This window comes from Exiguobacterium sp. K1, assembly GCF_033721435.1.
Lineage (GTDB): Bacteria > Bacillota > Bacilli > Exiguobacteriales > Exiguobacteriaceae > Exiguobacterium_A > Exiguobacterium_A artemiae.
The window spans coordinates 213,393-231,767 of sequence record NZ_JAOTIT010000003.1; the positions used below are offsets into that span (position 1 = coordinate 213,393).

An 18,375-nucleotide genomic window follows, 5' to 3' on the forward strand; every position below is an offset into this window, starting at 1 on the left:
ATGATGGATACGAAGCTGACGACAAAACCAGCCAAAGAAGGGGCAAAAACAATGAATCAACCAGTAGCTGCGCGACAAAGTGTATACCGTGTCAATGATTTGAACCTATGGTACGGTGATGATCATGCTTTGAAAGATGTTAATCTGGACATTAAACAAAATGAAGTGACGGCCATCATCGGACCGTCAGGATGCGGGAAATCGACGTTCATCAAAACGTTGAACCGAATGGTCGAACTCGTTCCGATCGTACGGACGAACGGTGTCATCGAATACCACGGCCGTAATATCTTTGATAAGGATTACGAAGTCGAAGAATTGCGGACATCGGTCGGAATGGTCTTCCAGCAACCAAACCCGTTCCCAAAATCGATTTATGACAACATCGCATACGGACCGCGTGTCCACGGTGTCAAAAATAAAAAAATCCTGGATGAGATTGTTGAACGCAGTTTACGCGGGGCAGCGATTTGGGATGAGGTCAAAGACCGCTTGAACGAAAACGCCTATGGACTGTCAGGCGGACAACAACAACGTCTCTGTATCGCCCGTTGCCTGGCAATCGAACCCGATGTCATCTTGATGGATGAGCCGACATCTGCACTTGATCCGATCTCAACGTTGAAAGTCGAAGAATTGGTACAGGAATTGAAAAAAGATTATTCGATCATCATTGTGACGCATAACATGCAACAAGCAGCACGTGTCTCGGATAAAACTGCATTCTTCTTGAACGGTGAAGTCGTTGAATTTGACCAAACGGATCGTATTTTCTCAAATCCGAGTGACAAACGGACAGAAGACTATATTTCAGGACGATTCGGATAACAAGGAGGAACTTTTCAATGGCAGCGAACCGGACAATTTTTGGAGAAAACCTGGCAGTACTTGATCAAAAAGTATTTTTATTGGCCCGAAAGACAATGCAACAGATCGCAACGACGGCAGAAGCCCTCGAAAAATATGATCGTGAGATTGCGCTTAAAGTCATCGAAAATGATAATGAACTCGATGCACTCGAACTGGAGATCAACGATGATGCAATTTTACTGATTGCGAAACAACAGCCGGTCGCCACCGATTTACGACGGTTGGTCACAGCAATGAAAATCGCGAGCGACTTGGAGCGGATTGCGGATTACGCGGGTAACATCTCAAAAGCCGTCTTGCGGGTCGAGACGTTCCCTTACGTCATTGACATCTCGTTATTAAAAGAAGCGTTTGAAACGTTACTCGACATGACGGAAACCGCGATTGTCGCCTACCGTGACGGTGACATCGAAAAAGCAAAAGCACTGTCCGATCTCGATAACATCATTGATGACACGACGTACAAAGCATTGCGGCAATATATGCGGCATATGTCCCTGCAACCGGTTGTCGTTGATGAAATCATGCAATTTACGAATATTTGCCGGTACATCGAACGGATGGGTGACCATTTAACGAACGTCGGCGAGCATTTGATTTACATGGCAAAAGGAAAGCACTATGATTTAAATAGCTAAGTACAGTAGGCTGGAGGGAAATCCTCGGCCTACTTTTTTTGTAAAGGATTTTGAAACAAGTTTGTAGAATAAGAAAGAAGTGAATAAAGAGAAAGAGGTGATAGGTAATGCTTGAAAAAATCATAAAATTAAAAGAACAAGGACTAACAATCAAACAAATTGCGGAAAAGATCGAATCGACAGAAGGTAAGGTCAAATATGCCTGGAGTAAATACCGGAAGTCATTAACGGAAAATAAAGCAGTTTCAACAGAGTCGACTCCGGTCGCTAAACCTAAAAAGAAGAAGGCAGGCGTAACCGTGAGTGCTCCGAAACAAAATGAAATCGTACCTGCATTAACAGCTGTCCCTTCATTAGAGCGGGATGCGTTTGGAATGGCGACTCATTATGAAGATGACATCATCCATGCAATCGTCCAATCTCCGACAGCGGTCTATGTCTACTGGGAATTGTCTGAATTGTCCCGAAAGATGCTTGAGACACATTACCATGCATCATTCGACTCGTTCCGGAAAGAAATGCGCATCATTGATGTGACGTTGCGGGATTATGAAAAAGGTGAAGTCAACCGTTCTTATCAATTTGAACTGCCGGAAATGACGAATACATGGTTTGTCCGTCCGTTGATGCCAAATACTACATACATCATCGAATGGGGCATTCAAACAATCGACGGTGATTTTCTTCCTGTCCTCCGGTCAAAACCGGTCGAGACACCACGTGACGAGCCTGTCGTAGACGGACGTTTTTCAGAAGTCGTCGCGCGCTGGCAGTATGGAGAAGTCGAGCAGCCGGAATGGGTGGAAGTATTACGTCCATACTCCTATTTTGATCGGATTCGCTGAAGAAAATAGATAGACAGCAGAAGGAGAGGAAGAACAGACATGCGCAAAGGTTATTTTTCACTTGTTTTACATGCCCATTTACCATACATCCGACATCAGGAAGCCCATCGTCTAGAAGAGAGATGGATGTACGAAGCCATCTCAGAAACGTATATTCCATTACTATGGGAAATTGACCGCTTGGAGCGTCCGCTTGGCTGGACGATCAGTATCTCCCCACCGGTCATCGAGATGTTGGCAGACTCGCTCATTCAAGATCGTTATGTCGAGCATCTGGAAGATACGTTACGATTGATCGAACAGGAGTTACAACGTGATTTGGTGAAAGAAGAGCGCGATGCCTTACTCTTTTACAAAGAACGTTATCATGATTTAAAAGTGACGTTCGAACACTGGGGACGTAACTTAAACCATGCTTTCCGTCATTACAAGGAACAAGGTTATCTCGAATTGATGACTTGTACCGCGACACACGGATTCAGTCCGCACATGCTGTCGGAACAAGCGGCACGTTCTGAAATTCAGACAGGTTTAAACTGTTTTGAACGCCATTACGGTTATCGTCCGACCGGTCTTTGGATGCCGGAATGTGCGTATACGCCGGGTCTTGATAAAATCATGTACGAAGAAGGTATCCGTTACACCTTCGTTGACGAACATTCGATCCTGAATGCTGATCCTGCGCCGAAACACGGTATCGGAGCACCGGTTTATTCACCGCATGGTGTCGCTTTATTCCCGCGTGATCAAATCATCTCGGGCCGGATTTGGAGTTCAGTCATCGGTTATCCGGGACACCCGGATTACCGTGAGTTTTATCGTGATCTCGCATATGACCGGGAATGGGATCAAATTGCTGAATTCATGCATCCGGAAGGACTTCGTTACGACACGGGCTTAAAACTTCACCGGGTAACGGGCGAGTCGGACCAAAAAGAATATTATGTCCGTGATTGGGCCTGGAAACGGACGGATGTCCATGCGAACGATTTTGCGGAAGCACTTGCGAACCATTTAGATGAGCAGAGCGGACAAGATTTCCCGCCATTCCTCGTCACGGCACCATTCGATGCCGAGTTATTCGGACATTGGTGGTTTGAGGGTCCGGACTTCCTCGGAAAAACGATGGAACGATTCGAAGATTACGGTATCGAGTCGATTTCTCCGGCGATGTTCTTAGAACGTCACTTCCAGGATATCGAGACGGTTCATGTTGCGATGGGAACATGGGGACGTAAAGGTTATGCCGATGTCTGGATCAATGAGCGGAATGATTGGATGATCCGTCATCTGCATCAACTTGAAAAACGGTTGGCAGGCGTCGTTGCCCGTAACCGTCATCAGGATGAGCTGACGGTGAAAGCCAAACGTCAATTGATTCGGGAGTATCTGCTTGCCGTTTCGAGTGACTGGCCGTTTATTCTTGACGGACAGACGACAGCACAGTATGCAGCGAACCGCTTCCGTGAACACATCAAACGTTTTGAAGAGACGGAACGCCGCCTTGATGCACAAGAGCTGACACTGGATTGGTTGGAAGAACGGTATGCAGAATACCCGTTCCTCGCCGATACAGACATTGAACCGGATGTCTTCTTGACGCCGCACGATTACTACGTGGCGGTTCAACGGGAAGCATCATGGAACAGTGAGGCCGTTTTACTTGTGACCACTCAATATGATGATCCGAATCGTCCGGTTGCAGAATACGCAAAACGATTAGCTGCATCCGGTGAAAATGTGTACGTCATCACATCAGGCGCGACGGGCTATCGACATGAGGATGGTATCCATGTCTATTCTGTCGAAGTTAATGGTCTACCGCTCGTTCAGACGTATAATCAATTGGCCGGCTTAAATTTGGCAGTCTTGCGTCAAGCGCAGGCGTTGAATAAAATCGTCGAGTTCCGTCTTGTCCATAACTTTAATATGGAGACGGCTTCAGCAGCCCAATCGTTTGCGGAAATGAACGGATTGCCACTTGTAAGCAACGTGTATGACTTGGAAAGCGAACGTTCTCCGTCAGGAACAGGCGGACTGGTCGTAGCAATCAAACGACTGGAAGGCGAAGCATTACGTCATTCGGACGTCATTTATCTCGAACGAGAAGAAGCGAGAAACGGGATCGAACAGGATTATCATGTCGCAAAAGAACTGCGTACATTCCAGGTGGACCTTGAAAATCCATACCAGCATATGATGAATCCAAAAAAGAACGGATGAACAGTTGCAATTCACTTCCTTTCTTGGTACGATACTTGAGTATGCTTAACCTTATGTAAAGCAAAAATACTTGATACATCGAGAGCTAGATAGGAGGGAATCCCATGCGCGTTAAAATTACTTTGGCTTGCACTGAAACTGGTGACCGTACTTATATCACTAAGAAGAACAAGCGTAACAACCCAGAGCGTCTTGAGTTGAAGAAATACAACCCACGTCTCCGTAAGCACACACTTCACCGTGAAGTAAAATAATTGAGATGGAAGCCGTCACCTTGTGTGATGGCTTTTTTGTTGAATAAGGGGGATTGGCAGAATGGAAAAGCAGGAAATCCGGCGATGGATCACCGATCAGTTAAACCGGTTGGAAAACCGGGAACAAAAGCAAAAGCAGATTTATGATCAGTTATTTGAATTACCGGAGTGGAAAAATGCTCAATCGATTGCTGTCACACTGTCGTTTCGTAATGAATGTGCGACGGATCCGATTGTTTTAAAAGCCTGGCAACTCGGAAAACAGGTGGTCATTCCGAAAGTCATACAACAGGAAATGAAATTTTTTGAATACGTATCGAACAGTCCGTTAATTGAAACGAAGATGGGTATTCGTGAACCGGATGACCAGGCGAACGAGCAATCTTTGCGTTCAGTCGATCTTTGTCTTGTTCCGGGACGGGCTTTCACACGTGCAGGATACCGCATCGGATGGGGCGGCGGTTTTTATGACCGGGCATTAACTGACTACCCGGGGCATACGGTAGCGGTTACGTTTGACTGTCAGCTCGTTTCTGATTTTGAGGTGGAACCGTTTGATCAACCGGTCCAAAAAATCGTAACCGAGTCTAAGGTCATCGTATGTCGGTAATATACGGTGTCGTATTTTGTTTGCTGCTCGGATATATCGGTTACCGGTTCCGTCTACTGACCGTCAGCGGCAGTCTCTTTACGGTGGTCGTCGGTTCGCTTGTCCTTGCTGGTTTCGGATACCCCGGACTTGTCATGTTAATGCTCTTTTTTGGCAGTTCCAGTTTGTTATCGAAACTCGGGAAACGGAGAAAACAATCAGTGGATCAAATCGTCGAAAAAGATGGACCGCGTGACGGCTGGCAGGTTCTTGCAAACGGAGGCATCGCAGCGTTAGCTTCCATAGGATTCAGTTGGACAGAACACACGTCGTTTCTCGTCTTATTTTTGGTTGTCCTTGCAGCATCCAATGCGGACACATGGGCTTCTGAAATCGGTCCGTTATCAAAAAAAGATCCTTTCCTGTTTACGGGACGGCGTGTACCGGCCGGGACGAGCGGTGCCGTTTCGTTTCTTGGGACATCGGCAACGATCGTCGGCGCCCTATTTATTGCGACAGCGGGAGACCTGTTGTTTGATTTACCAACGGGGACGTGGCTATTGATCGCAGCAGGCGGCATCATAGGTAGTCTGCTTGATACCGTATTCGGGGGGACGGTCCAGCGGAAATTCCGGTGTGTCGTCTGTTCGAAAGAAACGGAGAAACGCCGGCACCACGACCAACCGACCCTTTATTTAAAAGGGTGGAAATGGCTCGGGAATGACGCCGTCAACTTTTTATCGAGTACGTTAGCCGGAATGATTGGTTTTATAGGGCATCGAATGTGGTAAGTTGAAATGGAAGATGTCACTTTTCCTTATGTTAGGATATTATTGACACAATTTAGACAAGATGTGAACGATTTCATTAATTCCTAAACTTTGTGAAAGATGTTACAATCTAATTGTGAGATAGTTAACAAACTTTTAAATTACCTATCAGAAAGGTGGATATAAAGGATGGAATTACATGCGAAAGTGACACGTGTAGCGTTAATTGGGGCGGGGGCTGTCGGTTCAAGCTTTGCTTATCAGATGTCAACGGCAGGATTGTGTGAAGAATTGGTTATCATCGACGTAAATAAAGCCAAAGCAGAAGGCGAAGCGATGGATTTAAATCACGGAACACCATTCAGCTCTTCTCCGATGCGGATCTGGGCAGGGGATTATTCAGACTGCAAAGAAGCGGAAGTGATCGTCATCACAGCAGGCGCGCCACAAAAACCGGGTGAAACCCGACTCGATCTTGTTGCTAAAAATGCGTTAATCATGAAAGAAATGGTGCGTCAAATCATGGAGTCCGGTTTTGATGGCATCATCGTCGTTGCCTCTAATCCGGTTGACATCATGGCCCACTTAGCTTGGAAATATTCCGGTCTTCCGAAATCCCGTGTCTTTGGCTCAGGAACGGTTCTGGATACGGCACGTTTACGCCAAATGCTCGGTGAATACTTCCACATCGATTCCCGTAATGCCCATGCGTATATTCTCGGTGAGCACGGGGACACCGAATTTGCAGCCTGGAGCAATTCCCGGATCTATGGTAAAACGATTGATGAATTGTTAGCGGAAGATGACCGATACTCGCAAGCGGATCTTGATCAGATTTATATCAATGTCCGCGATGCAGCCTATCATATCATCGAACGAAAAGGTGCGACGTATTATGCAATCGGACTTGGACTCGTTCGAATCGTCCGGGCGATTCTTGGAAATGAGAACTGTCTTTTGACGGTCGGTGCGCACGTCGACGGTCAGTATGAAATTTCCGGGATTCATATCGGCGTCCCGGCAATCATCAACCGGCAAGGGGTCCGGGAAATCATTGAAGTTTCTTTAACGGAAGAAGAATTGAAAAAATTCCATCACTCAGCAGAAGTGTTACGGCAAACGATGGAACCTGTCCTTCGCTGAGTGGAAGGCAAATGCTCCATCCGTTGCTTTCGATCTGCCTGAAATGAAAAGATCAGTCCATTTTAGCCATACAAAAAGGACTGATCTTTTTGTATGGAAGAATCTCGATTAAACTAGGTTTTATTTTACTAGAAAAAGGTTATGTAAAGGATAGAAGAGTTTTTGATGGCATCGCATTCAATAGTAAAAACGCTTGAACTATCTCCAACTACGCTATGCTAAGAGGTGAAGGATTCCTGAGTTATCCAACCTATAGGTCGGAAATTTATCAGGCTAACCCCGTCATCCCGACGGTTGGATCTTAATCTTGCCAGTTTCTTTTGTGCGGACGCCTACTCTGCTTGGTTTTCGCTACTTCAGTCATCCGCAAGGTGAACGTTGAAGATTTTACGTGACAGGCGAACTTCCTGTCACAACCTTATACCTTCAGTTTTCAAAGAACACGACATATTATTTATTCCTGGTTTTAAGTGTTTTCAAACCGAGAACGTGTCGGGCAATTGACGTGTCGTAAGACACGCCTTGCCCGAAGGCGATTCATCTCCCACCTACGCTGGGCTTCGCCCGAGACACTTAGAGGTGAGAGTATTCTCGACTAATTCTGATAAAGGGGAGAAAGACAGTCATGTATACATTTCGGAAGTTAACGAAAGAAGATGCAGAACAGTATTGGAGTCTTCGACTGGAAGGATTAAAAAATCATCCAGATGCGTTTGGTCATTCGTTTGATGATGAACAACAAACACCGATTCAGGATGTTCAAGAAGGACTCGAAGGCGGTCCGGATTCTGATGAAATATGGCTCGGAATATTTGACGGTGAAAAATTATTCGGGTTCGGACAGGTCAAATCGTTCGAATTATCACGGGAGTCGCATAAAGCGATGATTTCCGGCGTATATGTTTCACCGGATTATCGTGGCGGAACGGGTCGTGCTTTGATGGAAGCTTTGATTGAAGAAGCAAAACAACTTCCTGATGTCGAACAAGTCATTCTGGCAGTACTTTCCGGTAACGAGGCAGCGCAAAGTCTGTATGAGTCACTTGGATTCGAAGTATACGCGGAAGATCCGGACTCCGTTAAATTGGAAGATGGGACGTACCGGGATGATATTTGGATGAAGAAATACGTCTGATGGCCGGACGGATTAGAGTCTATGCATAGACGTATGAAAAGTCGTAGAGTCAATTTACATTGAATCTACGACTTTTTTTATTGAAAGGGCAGACGGCAGAAGCGGTGAATCAGTATCCGCCTGTTCCATCTTTTGGTATCATTATAGAGGAAAAAAACATTAAAAAAAGGAGTGGAACAGATGCAGGCAGTTGTTCAGACGATTCGTGATTTAGTGGAGATTCCTAGTCCGACCGGATTCACCGCTCACGCACTTACATATGTAGAAAACCGGTTCAAAGAAGAAGGGATTTCATATAAAAAATTAGAAAAAGGGGCATTACTTGCGATGTTGCCGGGCGAGTCACCGCGAATCCGTCTGTTGACAGCGCATGTCGATACGCTGGGAGCGATGGTCAAAGAAGTCTTGCCGACCGGCCGTCTCAGTCTTTCGCAGCTTGGCGGCTATGCGTGGACGGCAATCGAGGGGGAAAACTGTTTAGTTCACAAGATGGACGGACAGACGGTTTCCGGAACGATCGTGTTCCATCATTCAAGCGTCCATACATCACGTGTGACAAATACGGAAGAGCGGAGCGCGACGAATATCGAGGTCCGTCTTGACATCCGTTCGACGACGGCAGAAGAAACGCGGGTTTCCGGAGTTGAAGTAGGGGATATCGTGACGTTCGATCCGCGATTCGTCCATACGGAGACAGGATTCGTCAAATCACGTCATCTTGATGACAAAGCGTCCGTCGCTTTATTACTGGAGCTCGTCAAAAAATGGAAAACCCTGACGCTGCCACATCCTGTCCATATTCTGATTTCGAACTATGAAGAAGTTGGATTTGGAGGTAATGCCGGTTTTTCTGAAGATGTCGCCGAATATATCGCAGTCGATATGGGAGCACTCGGAGAAGGACAACATTCGGATGAGTACACGGTTTCGATTTGTGCAAAAGATGGTTCAGGTCCGTACGATCTTGCCTTACGTCACCAATTCACACGTTTAGCGCAACAGCATTCGATTCCGTACAAAGTAGATATCTATCCGTATTACAGCTCGGATGCTTCAGCAGCGGTTCATGCCGGACATGATGTCCGACACGGTTTACTCGGTCCTGGGATTGAATCGAGTCATTCTTATGAGCGGACACATGAAACGTCACTTCAAGCGACCTACGATTTACTGGACGCATTTGTAAAGGAGCCGATGAACGATGAAAACACTTTATGACGTCCAGCAATTGCTCAAATCATACGGGACAATCGTTTATCTCGGTGACCGGGAATCGGACATTGCGATGATGATGCTGGAACTCGATGAGCTGGAGCAGGCGGGTGTACTGGAGAAAAAACAATATGATTCTGCAAAAGTGATTTTGGCATACGAGTTGCAACAATCGAGAAAATCATGAAAATATTGTGCAACCCTTTGCACAGGTGAATGAATCAGCTAAAATAAAAGGGAAGAATCTTTTATCATAAGGGAGTTATGACGATGAAGTGGTTACTGGGTGTAGATATCGGCGGAACGACGGTCAAGATGGCGATTTTAGACTTACAAGGAATTATCGTGGAAAAATGGGAAATCGAAACGGTTATCTTAAATGATGGGGAACAAATTCCGGGAGACATCGCCCATTCTTTCTTTGAAAAATGCCAGCAAAGCAATAAACGCGTTGAAGATTTTGTTGGAGCCGGAATCGGGGCACCGGGATTCATCGACTTTAACACGGGTGTTGTCGAAAAAGCGGTCAATATCGGTTGGAACAATTTCGAACTCGTCGGAGAATTCGAGCGTTTAACCGGATTACCGGCAGTGATCGAGAATGACGCGAACGCAGCAGCAATCGGTGAGATGTGGAAAGGAGCCGGAAGCGGAGCGACAGAACTGCTTGCCGTTACACTCGGAACCGGTGTCGGAGGCGGACTGATCACGAACGGTCAAATCGTTCACGGCACAGTCGGTATGGCCGGTGAAATCGGTCATATCACGATGCTGCCGGAAGGTGGTGTCATGTGTGGTTGCGGTCGTAAAGGGTGTTTGGAAACGATTGCTTCCGCAACAGGTGTTGCCCGGCTTGGTCTTGAAAAACGAAAAGGACAGGTCACTACTTTGAACGACATCAAAGCGGTTACGGCAAAAGATGTGTTTGAAGCGTACTCGCAAGGGGACAAGGTAGCGACCGAGGTCGTGGAAGAAGTGACGTTCCATCTGGGACTGGCCATTTCGAATTTAGCCAACAGCTTTAATCCTGAAATTATCGTCATCGGCGGCGGCGTTTCAAAAGCAGGCGAGGCGCTGATGACTCCATTACAAGAGACGTTTAAGCGATTTGCTTTGCCGCGGGTCTTCGGATCAACGACCTTCAAAATCGCTGAACTAGGTAATGACGCCGGTGTCATCGGCTGTGCTTGGTTGGCGAAACAAATGTTTTTGAAAAAATAATAAGTAAATGTTTTAGAAAAAGATTCGATATTTCGAATCTTTTTTTTATTTACAAACGTAATAAAAGTATGTGATTGTAAAGTATCGACCGGATTCCGGTTGCATTTTTGTAAAAGTAAGCGTAAAATTTTCACGTGATACGGGTATAAATAGATAAGACATGTAAGACGTGCAAAAGTTCAATCAAAAAGGACACACGTATATTAGGAGGCAGGTTTTTATGCAGCAAGACTCAAGCATCTGGTCGCGTATGCGGCTAAAGGTGGGTCAAGGTGTGCGCAGCACGTATAAGGAGCACAAGCTCTTTTGGATTGCGACACTTCTGATTTGGTTAAAAACATATTTGGCGTATACGCTCTTTTTTAATGTGCCGGTCACCAATTCGGCTCAGGCATTCATCTTACTGATCAATCCAATCAGTTCGGCACTGTTTATGTTTGGATTCAGTTTCTTCTTCCGTGGGAATGTTCAAAAATGGTTCATTTACGGAACGCTTGTCGTTGCGACACTTGTTCTGTATGCGGATATCATTTTCTTCCGTTTCTTCAATGATTACCTGACGTTGCCGGTTCTGTTCCAGACATCGAACGCGGAGACAGTATCCGCTTCACTCACTTCATTATTGTCATGGGCAGATTTGCTGATTGTCGGTGACTTGTTGATTCTTCCATTCTTCCTTCGAAAAATGGACATGTCGAAAAATATTGCATCACGCGGACGTGCGATTCTCGCTTTCGTCGCAGCAACAGCCGTTTTCCTTGGGAACTTGGCACTTGCAGAAACAGAACGCCCGGAACTATTGACACGTGCGTTTGACCGCGAGCTTCTCGTTAAAAATATCGGGACGTTTAACTTCCATATGTACGATGCGCTGATTCAATCGAAAACGTCAGCACAAAAAGCATTGGCGGACAGCTCGGAACTCTCTGAAGTTCAAGGATTCGTAGATTCGAAGTACGCTGAACCGAATCCGGCGATGTTTGGGAAGTACAAAGGGAAAAATGTCATCGTGGTTTCATTTGAGTCAGCTCAATCGTTTGCTGTCGGCTTAAAAGCACCGAATGGGCAGGAAATCACACCAAACCTCAATAAACTGATCAAAGACTCACACTATTGGGATAATTTCTATCACAATACCGGACAAGGGAAAACATCGGATGCCGAGTTTATCTTGGAAAACTCGATTTATCCACTCGGTCGTGGATCCGCATTCTTCACAAATGGAGAAAATGAATTCCGCGCTACACCTGAGATGTTAAAAGAAGACGGCTATTATTCAGCTGTTTTCCATGCCAACAACAAATCATTCTGGAACCGGGATATCGTTTACAACAGTTTCGGAGTGGACCGTTTCTTCTCGGAAACCGATTACGATTTAGGTAATCCGGAAGATTTAACAGAGTGGGGATTATTGGACGATAAGTTCTTTGAGCAATCGTTACCGATGCTGAAAGATCTTCCGCGCCCGTTCTACTCGAAGTTCATCACTTTGACGAACCATTATCCGTTTGAAATGCCGAAACCGGAAGATGAGCTCGTACCGCCGCTTGAAACGAGTTCGACGACATTGAATCATTATGTTCAAGCACTCGCTTACCAAGACATGGCACTCGGTAAGTTCATCGAAGGATTAAAGAAAGACGGCACTTGGGATGATACGATTTTCATGGTATACGGCGATCATTACGGAATCTCGACGAATCACAATGCTGCGATGGCAGAATTGTTGAAAAAAGACGAGTTAACACCGTATGATGTTGCTCAATTGCAACGTGTACCGTTCTTGATCCACTTACCTGGACAAGACAAAGGTGTTAAACACGATGATGTCGCAAGTCAAATTGACATCAAGCCGACGTTGTTAAATCTGCTCGGTTACGATTTCAAAGATGAAGTATTGTTCGGAACGGATCTGTTCTCGAAAGAACATAAAGATTATGCGTTGTTCCGGGACGGTTCTGTCGTAACAGATAAGACAGTTTACACACAAGAGACATGTTATGACCGTAAGACCGGTGAAGAAGTCACAGACGAGAAAGACGGCGCTATCTGTAAAGAGTCCGTCAAACAGTCTGAGAAAGAACTAGGTTTATCGGACAAAGTCATCTATGGTGATCTGTTGCGCTTCCTTCAAACTTCTAAATAATTCAAAAGACGGGAACGATGTGTAATCGTTTCCGTCTTTTTTTGAGGTATTACTTCCATACTGTCAGGACTACGAAAAAGGTCAGCACTCCGATTTGGAATGCTGACCTTTTTTGTGTAAAACATGATTATGACGGAATTCCGCCGAAAATCAATGTCGCAATACCAAACCAACCGAATAAGATAACAGTCAGTCCAGCAAATACGAGTGGAAACATTTGACGTTTCTTAAGTGAACGCAAGACGGCCCACACGCCGACGAGTGCAACGATAAAGAAAAGCCAACCGATTGGTTGATCCAAATGCATGACGTACTCCCCCTTAAAAATCACGTTATGAAGTTCACGAAGATTTCACTTAAATCTCACTTTTTAGTTTAGCCGACTGAGCGAATAAAGTCGAGAGGGGGGACGACGAACTTTCGACAATTTCGTGTATAGTAGAGAAGAATATCAACAAAGGAGTTTGATGAGATGGAAATCGTAAGTATTACTTCAGGTATGGCTTCGGAAAACGGCTATCTTCTTTTTAAAGAAGGAAAATGTTTAGTGATTGATCCGGGAACGGAAGATATGCGTTTTTTTGATGAAATTGAAAAACGCGGTGCTAAGGTCGAAGCCATTCTTTTAACACATGCCCACTTCGATCATATTGGCGGTGTCGATATGTTGCGGCGTTTTACGTCGGCTCCTGCATACATTCATCCAAATGAAATGAAATGGTTGTCGAATCCGAATCTGAACGGATCGATTAAGTTCAACATGCCGCCATTAAAGGTGAAGCCGGCGGAACAATTGTTGGCAAGCGGTTCTTTGGAAATTGGTCCGTTCCAGTTTCATGTTTTGGAAACACCGGGACACTCACCGGGGAGTGTGACGTTTTATTTTAAAAAAGAGCAGGTTGCCTTTGCAGGGGATCTGATTTTTAAACGAAGTGTCGGTCGAACGGACCTGGAGGGCGGCGAACAAGATGTACTGATGCGGTCCATCGATCGTGTCATTGCAGAAATACCGCACGATACGACATTCTATCCGGGACATGGACCGGAAACGACGTTACGTCAGGAAATCAAGCACAATCCTTTTTTCTGAAGAAATAAAAAAATCCCTCGTCTTCATTCGAAGGCGAGGGATTTTTGTTCACATTTGGAAGTTGGACCAATACGTGAAGACGATAAAGAATACTGTTAAGTACGCTGCAAAAATGTAGACATACGTTTTTTCAGTCAGGCGAAGATAGCCTAATGCTGCAAAAAATACTGTTTGTGCCAAGAAGACGAAGCCCATAACTAAAAATGAATCCGTATGTTCACTTGAGCTAGCATCTCCACCTAGAGCGCCGATAAATGCCATGACTGCAATGATGCCAGTCCAAAATCCGAGTACGCGGTACATTCTCCCCATTCATATAACCCCCTAAATCCGACAGATAGTCAATATACGTACTTATTTTACCAAGCAAACAATCATCCGTCCATCATGTTCTAGTGTTTGTTAAGGAATAACTGTGAACAAAAGATGAAGTTTGAAAAAAACTTGTACAATAGTTGTACAAAAGGTGTACAAAAGGAAAAAGGCATGGTATAGTTTCTGTAATGAGAAGCGTAGATTTTGAGAGGAGGAGCAATAATGGCGAATGAGTTGATATTTTTCACGTATCCAAGCTGTACATCTTGTCGTAAAACGAAATCATGGTTAAAAGAGGAACATGTTGATGTAGAGGAACGTCATCTGTTCAGAAATGCTCCAACAGTAGATGAATTAATGGAATTGCTTAAACTTTCAACAGATGGAATCGAAAGTTTACTGGCAACACGCAGCCAAGCGTTTAAAGATTTGGGAATTGATGTCGATGACATGAAATTAAGCGAATTGCTTCGTTTAATGAGTGACAATCCAAAATTGTTACGCCGTCCAATCATTACTGACGGCAAACAGCTTGTAATCGGATATGATAAACCAGGACTCGAGACACTTGCGAAACGTAAAAACCGAATTATCGCCCAAGTATCTTAAAGAAGCCGATTTGTTTCGGCTTCTTTTTTTTTGTATTTTTTGACTAAGGAGGTGTTGGGTTGAGAGAACAGATCAGTCAATTGATTCATCAATTTGAAGCGGTTGGAGCGACCGATGTGCATTTTATTCCGGGTGACCAGACGGCCCAAGTCATCTGTCGGGCGAATGGCGGGTTAAACGAACAATCCTCGATACCGATTGAACAGTACCGGTCGATCGTCAGTCACATTCGCTATGAAGCCAACCTGAAGGAACAGAATGAACGAATTCCTCAAAGCGGTCTCTATCCTCTGGAAGAGAACGGGATGCGTGTTTCCATCTTACCGAGTCGATATGGGGATGCCATGTCCTGGCGATTTTACCGGGCGGTCGTGTCTGACAAAGTTGCGGCCGGTTTGCTTGATCCTGAAGACGATTTAATCTGGATGAAACAACAAACACATGGATGCATTATCATTTCGGGCACGACAGGAGCGGGTAAAACGACGATGCTTTACTCGTTGATGGCCTCGATGGAAGGGAAACGGATTATTTCGGTCGAAGATCCGATCGAATGCAGCGTACCGGGAATTTTACAGCTGGAGTTAAACGCGAAGGCTGGTTTTGATGCAACCCGGTGCTTTGAAGAAATTCTCCGGGCTGATCCGGACTGGATTGCTTTTGGTGAGGTGAGAACGGCGGAAGCGGCACGATTGACCATCAATGCGGCACTGAGCGGTCATGTCGTGTTGTTTACATTACATGCAGGATCGATTGCGGAGGCGATGCTGCGATTAAGGACATTAGGTATAACGAAAGAAGAATTATCAGTATGCAAAAAAATCATTCATCTATATCGGGAGGAGGGGAACGTGCGCTGTACCGTCGAAAACTTACAAGCGCTAGCAAAGGTCGGTTCTTAAATCGATTCCATCGCCTCTTGTCAAAAGGAATCTCAACAAAAGAGGCATTGGATATACTGATTCGTTTTGAAGACCCTTTGCTTATTCCGGTCATTCGTGAGATTCAAGAACGATTACAACAGGGCAACCGGCTTTCGTTTGCCCTCGAACCGTTAAACCTGCCGACCGCGTTACAACAATTACTTAGAGTAGGAGATCAAACGGAACGTCCGCTGATGATTTTACGACAAGTCATCCGATTACTTGAGCTTGAAAGTCAGATGAAAAAGAAGTTTTGGAAGATGGCCCGTTATCCGATTGTCTTGGCTGTCAGTCTGCTGTTGCTATTCATGTTTTATGCCCTCTACGTATTTCCTTCCCTGCTCGAGATGTCGAATCCGGCTACCTTACCTCCGTTCGTCCGTCCCCTCATTCATCCTTCCGCCAAATACGTCATGGCATTTGCTCCGCTGACAACGATGGTCGGACTGATTCTTCTGATCCGCCGTATCCCGATAAAACGACTGTTGCGGATGAAGATGATTCAAAAAATGCTTCGTTTGTATTACAGCTATCTGTTTACAATCGAGGTCGGCTCCTTCATCGATGCCGGATTTTCATTGGAAGAAGCTTTTCATGCCTTGGAACAAGGGCAAACCGGTAAAAAGAAACAGATGTACCAGATGTTGCATCACCGTCAAAAAAGCGGTCAACCATTATCGGAAGCGATGCAGGATGAAAACATCATTGATGTTGAAACCGTCGGATTGGTTCATATTGCACGGGAAAGTGGTGATTTAGGCCCTTTATTACTGGAACAGGCAGCATTGTTACATGAATCGATTGAGGAAGAAGTCGAAAAGAAACTGTTGCTGATTGAACCGGCATTGTACGGAGGATTAACCGTGATGACAGGCACACTATTCTTGATTCTGTATTATCCGATCCAACTCGCGATTCAGCAACTTCCATTTTAAAGAGACGAGGAGTCGATTAAATGAAACGGTTTATTCAAAATCAACGAGGGTTTACATTGCTCGAAATGGCAGCTGTCCTGCTGATCATTTCTTTGCTTTTACTCGTATTGATTCCGACGATGACGAGCGGGAAAGATCAGGCGAAAGGAGTCAGTTGCGAAGCAAACATCCGTGTCATCCGTTCCGAAGTAAATCTTTACTATGCCAAGGAGAAAAAATATCCGGAATCACTGCAAACCATCAATCGAGGAACGGCGGAAAAACCGAACGAGCTTGCTTGCGATCAGGAGACCTATACGTATGATGCGAAGACTGGGGAACTTACGAAAGTCAAATGACGGATTTACATTAATTGAGATGACGGTTGTCCTAGTAATGATCGGATGCCTGTTAGTGTTACTGTTGCCGACCGTCATTGAGCGGCGGCCGGCCTTGTATACGTTGGAACAGGACATTGGAATACTCGAGCAGGATATCCAAACACTTCGACTGATTCAGTATTCTAAAACGAGTGACCAGAATCAGATGCAGCTTCGTTGGAAAAATGACGGAAAAGGTTATTTGGTCATGGCGAATGACCGGCTGTTATGGCAACGGACGTTTCAACCGGGGCATTCCTGTGTCGTACCTTCAAACGGACGGATCATTTATTTTAAAAGTTATCATTCGACGTATGCCTCGACCTGGGTCTGTCAATCGACGACACAAGCATTTGAAATCAAATTTTTACTCGGCAACTATCAGATGCTGATTCAAAAATTGAGGTGAAAACCGTGAAAAATATAAGTGTTCAGCAACAGGGATTCACACTCCTTGAAGTCGTCTTGTCAATGGTTGCCATCGCGTTTTTCCTGATACTCGCAATCGATCCTGTGTTGTCTGTTCAAAAGCAGAAAAATCAATTGCTGGTCGAAACGCGGCGGCTCGATCAAATGGCATCCAATCAAATCGCAGAAAAAAGAACGGGATACGATATCCGGGAAGGGATGTGGTGTAGTGAGGGGCTCTGTTTGGCGAGCTCAATCCGGAACGACACTCCTCGAAATTTCGTTGGTCCTTTGGCTGAGCCCGCTCTTATTGATTAGTCTGATTGCTATGACACAAATCGTCAGTACCGCACATCAGGAACAGCGGATGGATGAAGAGTTATTTTTTCATACGATTGAACGGCTGATGTGGCGAAGTACTTCTTGTGAGAAGCAGGGGGATGAGGTTCACGGCGTGGACGTCGATCCGGAAGAGGAGCCGATCAAGTGGCGGCTCGTCCGTGTCCAAAATCAAATCCGATTAAAAAAAGAATTTGGAGGCGAACTGACTTATGCCCACGATGTAACGCATTATCAGGTCCGGCAGGAAGGACGGACGCTGATTTTCGAGCTCAATCAGCGTCAACGAACCGTTCAGTGCAAGAACACGGGTTCATCCTGATTCAAACCTTGTTACTCCTGCTCGGGATA

The 18,375-nt window shown here is 45.3% G+C and carries 23 protein-coding genes; 21 read left to right on the top strand and 2 right to left on the bottom strand.

The window, feature by feature from the left end; all coding sequences use genetic code 11:
- Nucleotides 1–51: 51 nt before the first annotated feature.
- The 13 genes from pstB to N7U64_RS08750 all read left to right on the top strand — a co-directional run bounded on the left by pstB (nucleotide 52) and on the right by N7U64_RS08750 (nucleotide 13,046).
- Complete coding sequence (pstB, locus tag N7U64_RS08690; protein WP_051524104.1) at nucleotides 52–828, top strand: phosphate ABC transporter ATP-binding protein PstB; 777 nt, start codon at nucleotides 52–54, stop codon at nucleotides 826–828.
- A 17-nt stretch (nucleotides 829–845) separates the two neighbouring features.
- Nucleotides 846–1,508 (top strand): phosphate signaling complex protein PhoU, encoded by a 663-nt coding sequence (phoU, locus tag N7U64_RS08695; protein WP_012369768.1) that lies wholly within the window; start codon nucleotides 846–848, stop codon nucleotides 1,506–1,508.
- 107 nt (nucleotides 1,509–1,615) lie between these two features.
- Entirely contained in the window at nucleotides 1,616–2,353 is a 738-nt protein-coding gene (locus N7U64_RS08700; RefSeq protein WP_214765921.1) for a DUF4912 domain-containing protein, read from the top strand.
- 39 nt (nucleotides 2,354–2,392) lie between these two features.
- The gene (locus tag N7U64_RS08705) at nucleotides 2,393–4,576 is read left to right on the top strand and encodes a glycoside hydrolase family 57 protein (RefSeq protein ID WP_318929403.1); all 2,184 of its coding nucleotides are present in this window, start codon (nucleotides 2,393–2,395) and stop codon (nucleotides 4,574–4,576) included.
- Between the two features lie 104 nt (nucleotides 4,577–4,680).
- Nucleotides 4,681–4,830: a 50S ribosomal protein L33 gene (rpmG, locus tag N7U64_RS08710; RefSeq protein WP_012369771.1), complete on the top strand. Its 150-nt coding sequence runs from the start codon at nucleotides 4,681–4,683 to the stop codon at nucleotides 4,828–4,830.
- Nucleotides 4,831–4,891: 61 nt separating this feature from the next.
- Nucleotides 4,892–5,440 (top strand): 5-formyltetrahydrofolate cyclo-ligase, encoded by a 549-nt coding sequence (locus N7U64_RS08715; RefSeq protein WP_318929406.1) that lies wholly within the window; start codon nucleotides 4,892–4,894, stop codon nucleotides 5,438–5,440.
- Nucleotides 5,431–6,210 carry a DUF92 domain-containing protein gene (locus tag N7U64_RS08720; RefSeq protein ID WP_318929408.1) on the top strand — a complete coding sequence of 260 codons (780 nt, stop codon included), beginning with the start codon at nucleotides 5,431–5,433 and terminating at the stop codon, nucleotides 6,208–6,210. Before N7U64_RS08715 ends, N7U64_RS08720 begins: the two co-directional genes overlap by 10 nt.
- 168 nt (nucleotides 6,211–6,378) lie before the next feature.
- Nucleotides 6,379–7,332, top strand: coding sequence for an L-lactate dehydrogenase (locus N7U64_RS08725; protein ID WP_318929409.1), 954 nt, complete (start codon nucleotides 6,379–6,381; stop codon nucleotides 7,330–7,332).
- Nucleotides 7,333–7,957: 625 nt separating this feature from the next.
- The gene (locus tag N7U64_RS08730) at nucleotides 7,958–8,467 is read left to right on the top strand and encodes a GNAT family N-acetyltransferase (protein WP_012369775.1); all 510 of its coding nucleotides are present in this window, start codon (nucleotides 7,958–7,960) and stop codon (nucleotides 8,465–8,467) included.
- Nucleotides 8,468–8,647: 180 nt separating this feature from the next.
- A complete protein-coding gene (locus N7U64_RS08735; RefSeq protein ID WP_318929411.1) occupies nucleotides 8,648–9,685 on the top strand; it encodes a M42 family metallopeptidase in 1,038 nt (345 codons plus the stop codon).
- Nucleotides 9,669–9,866: a YqgQ family protein gene (locus N7U64_RS08740; RefSeq protein ID WP_012369777.1), complete on the top strand. Its 198-nt coding sequence runs from the start codon at nucleotides 9,669–9,671 to the stop codon at nucleotides 9,864–9,866. Before N7U64_RS08735 ends, N7U64_RS08740 begins: the two co-directional genes overlap by 17 nt.
- Nucleotides 9,867–9,943: 77 nt before the next feature.
- Nucleotides 9,944–10,900 (top strand): ROK family glucokinase, encoded by a 957-nt coding sequence (locus N7U64_RS08745; protein ID WP_413230433.1) that lies wholly within the window; start codon nucleotides 9,944–9,946, stop codon nucleotides 10,898–10,900.
- Between the two features lie 220 nt (nucleotides 10,901–11,120).
- Nucleotides 11,121–13,046 (top strand): LTA synthase family protein, encoded by a 1,926-nt coding sequence (locus N7U64_RS08750; protein ID WP_318929414.1) that lies wholly within the window; start codon nucleotides 11,121–11,123, stop codon nucleotides 13,044–13,046.
- A 127-nt stretch (nucleotides 13,047–13,173) separates the two neighbouring features.
- On the opposite strand, the gene N7U64_RS08755 is transcribed toward N7U64_RS08750, so the two are convergent.
- Nucleotides 13,174–13,353 carry a DUF2759 domain-containing protein gene (locus tag N7U64_RS08755; RefSeq protein WP_012369780.1) on the bottom strand — a complete coding sequence of 60 codons (180 nt, stop codon included), beginning with the start codon at nucleotides 13,351–13,353 and terminating at the stop codon, nucleotides 13,174–13,176.
- A 165-nt stretch (nucleotides 13,354–13,518) separates the two neighbouring features.
- On the opposite strand from N7U64_RS08755, the gene N7U64_RS08760 reads away from it, so the two are divergent.
- A complete protein-coding gene (locus tag N7U64_RS08760; RefSeq protein WP_318929416.1) occupies nucleotides 13,519–14,136 on the top strand; it encodes an MBL fold metallo-hydrolase in 618 nt (205 codons plus the stop codon).
- A gap of 48 nt (nucleotides 14,137–14,184) precedes the next feature.
- On the opposite strand, the gene N7U64_RS08765 is transcribed toward N7U64_RS08760, so the two are convergent.
- Nucleotides 14,185–14,448: a DUF2626 family protein gene (locus N7U64_RS08765; protein ID WP_012369782.1), complete on the bottom strand. Its 264-nt coding sequence runs from the start codon at nucleotides 14,446–14,448 to the stop codon at nucleotides 14,185–14,187.
- Between the two features lie 225 nt (nucleotides 14,449–14,673).
- Between N7U64_RS08765 and N7U64_RS08770 the strand changes: the two genes are divergently transcribed.
- The 7 genes from N7U64_RS08770 to N7U64_RS08800 are packed head-to-tail and all read left to right on the top strand — an operon-like array spanning nucleotide 14,674 to nucleotide 18,346.
- Nucleotides 14,674–15,060 (top strand): Spx/MgsR family RNA polymerase-binding regulatory protein, encoded by a 387-nt coding sequence (locus N7U64_RS08770; protein WP_012369783.1) that lies wholly within the window; start codon nucleotides 14,674–14,676, stop codon nucleotides 15,058–15,060.
- 59 nt (nucleotides 15,061–15,119) lie between these two features.
- Nucleotides 15,120–15,962 (top strand): ATPase, T2SS/T4P/T4SS family, encoded by an 843-nt coding sequence (locus N7U64_RS08775; RefSeq protein ID WP_318929419.1) that lies wholly within the window; start codon nucleotides 15,120–15,122, stop codon nucleotides 15,960–15,962.
- 47 nt (nucleotides 15,963–16,009) lie between these two features.
- A complete protein-coding gene (locus N7U64_RS08780) occupies nucleotides 16,010–16,918 on the top strand; it encodes a type II secretion system F family protein (protein WP_251135832.1) in 909 nt (302 codons plus the stop codon).
- Nucleotides 16,919–16,938: 20 nt separating this feature from the next.
- Complete coding sequence (locus N7U64_RS08785) at nucleotides 16,939–17,256, top strand: competence type IV pilus major pilin ComGC (protein WP_012369786.1); 318 nt, start codon at nucleotides 16,939–16,941, stop codon at nucleotides 17,254–17,256.
- Entirely contained in the window at nucleotides 17,219–17,686 is a 468-nt protein-coding gene (locus N7U64_RS08790; RefSeq protein WP_012369787.1) for a prepilin-type N-terminal cleavage/methylation domain-containing protein, read from the top strand. Before N7U64_RS08785 ends, N7U64_RS08790 begins: the two co-directional genes overlap by 38 nt.
- Nucleotides 17,687–17,691: 5 nt before the next feature.
- On the top strand, nucleotides 17,692–18,003 hold the full coding sequence (locus tag N7U64_RS08795) for a type II secretion system protein J (RefSeq protein WP_318929422.1): 312 nt from the start codon (nucleotides 17,692–17,694) through the stop codon (nucleotides 18,001–18,003).
- Nucleotides 17,996–18,346 carry a hypothetical protein gene (locus N7U64_RS08800; protein ID WP_261966366.1) on the top strand — a complete coding sequence of 117 codons (351 nt, stop codon included), beginning with the start codon at nucleotides 17,996–17,998 and terminating at the stop codon, nucleotides 18,344–18,346. Before N7U64_RS08795 ends, N7U64_RS08800 begins: the two co-directional genes overlap by 8 nt.
- The last annotated feature ends 29 nt before the right edge of the window (nucleotides 18,347–18,375 follow it).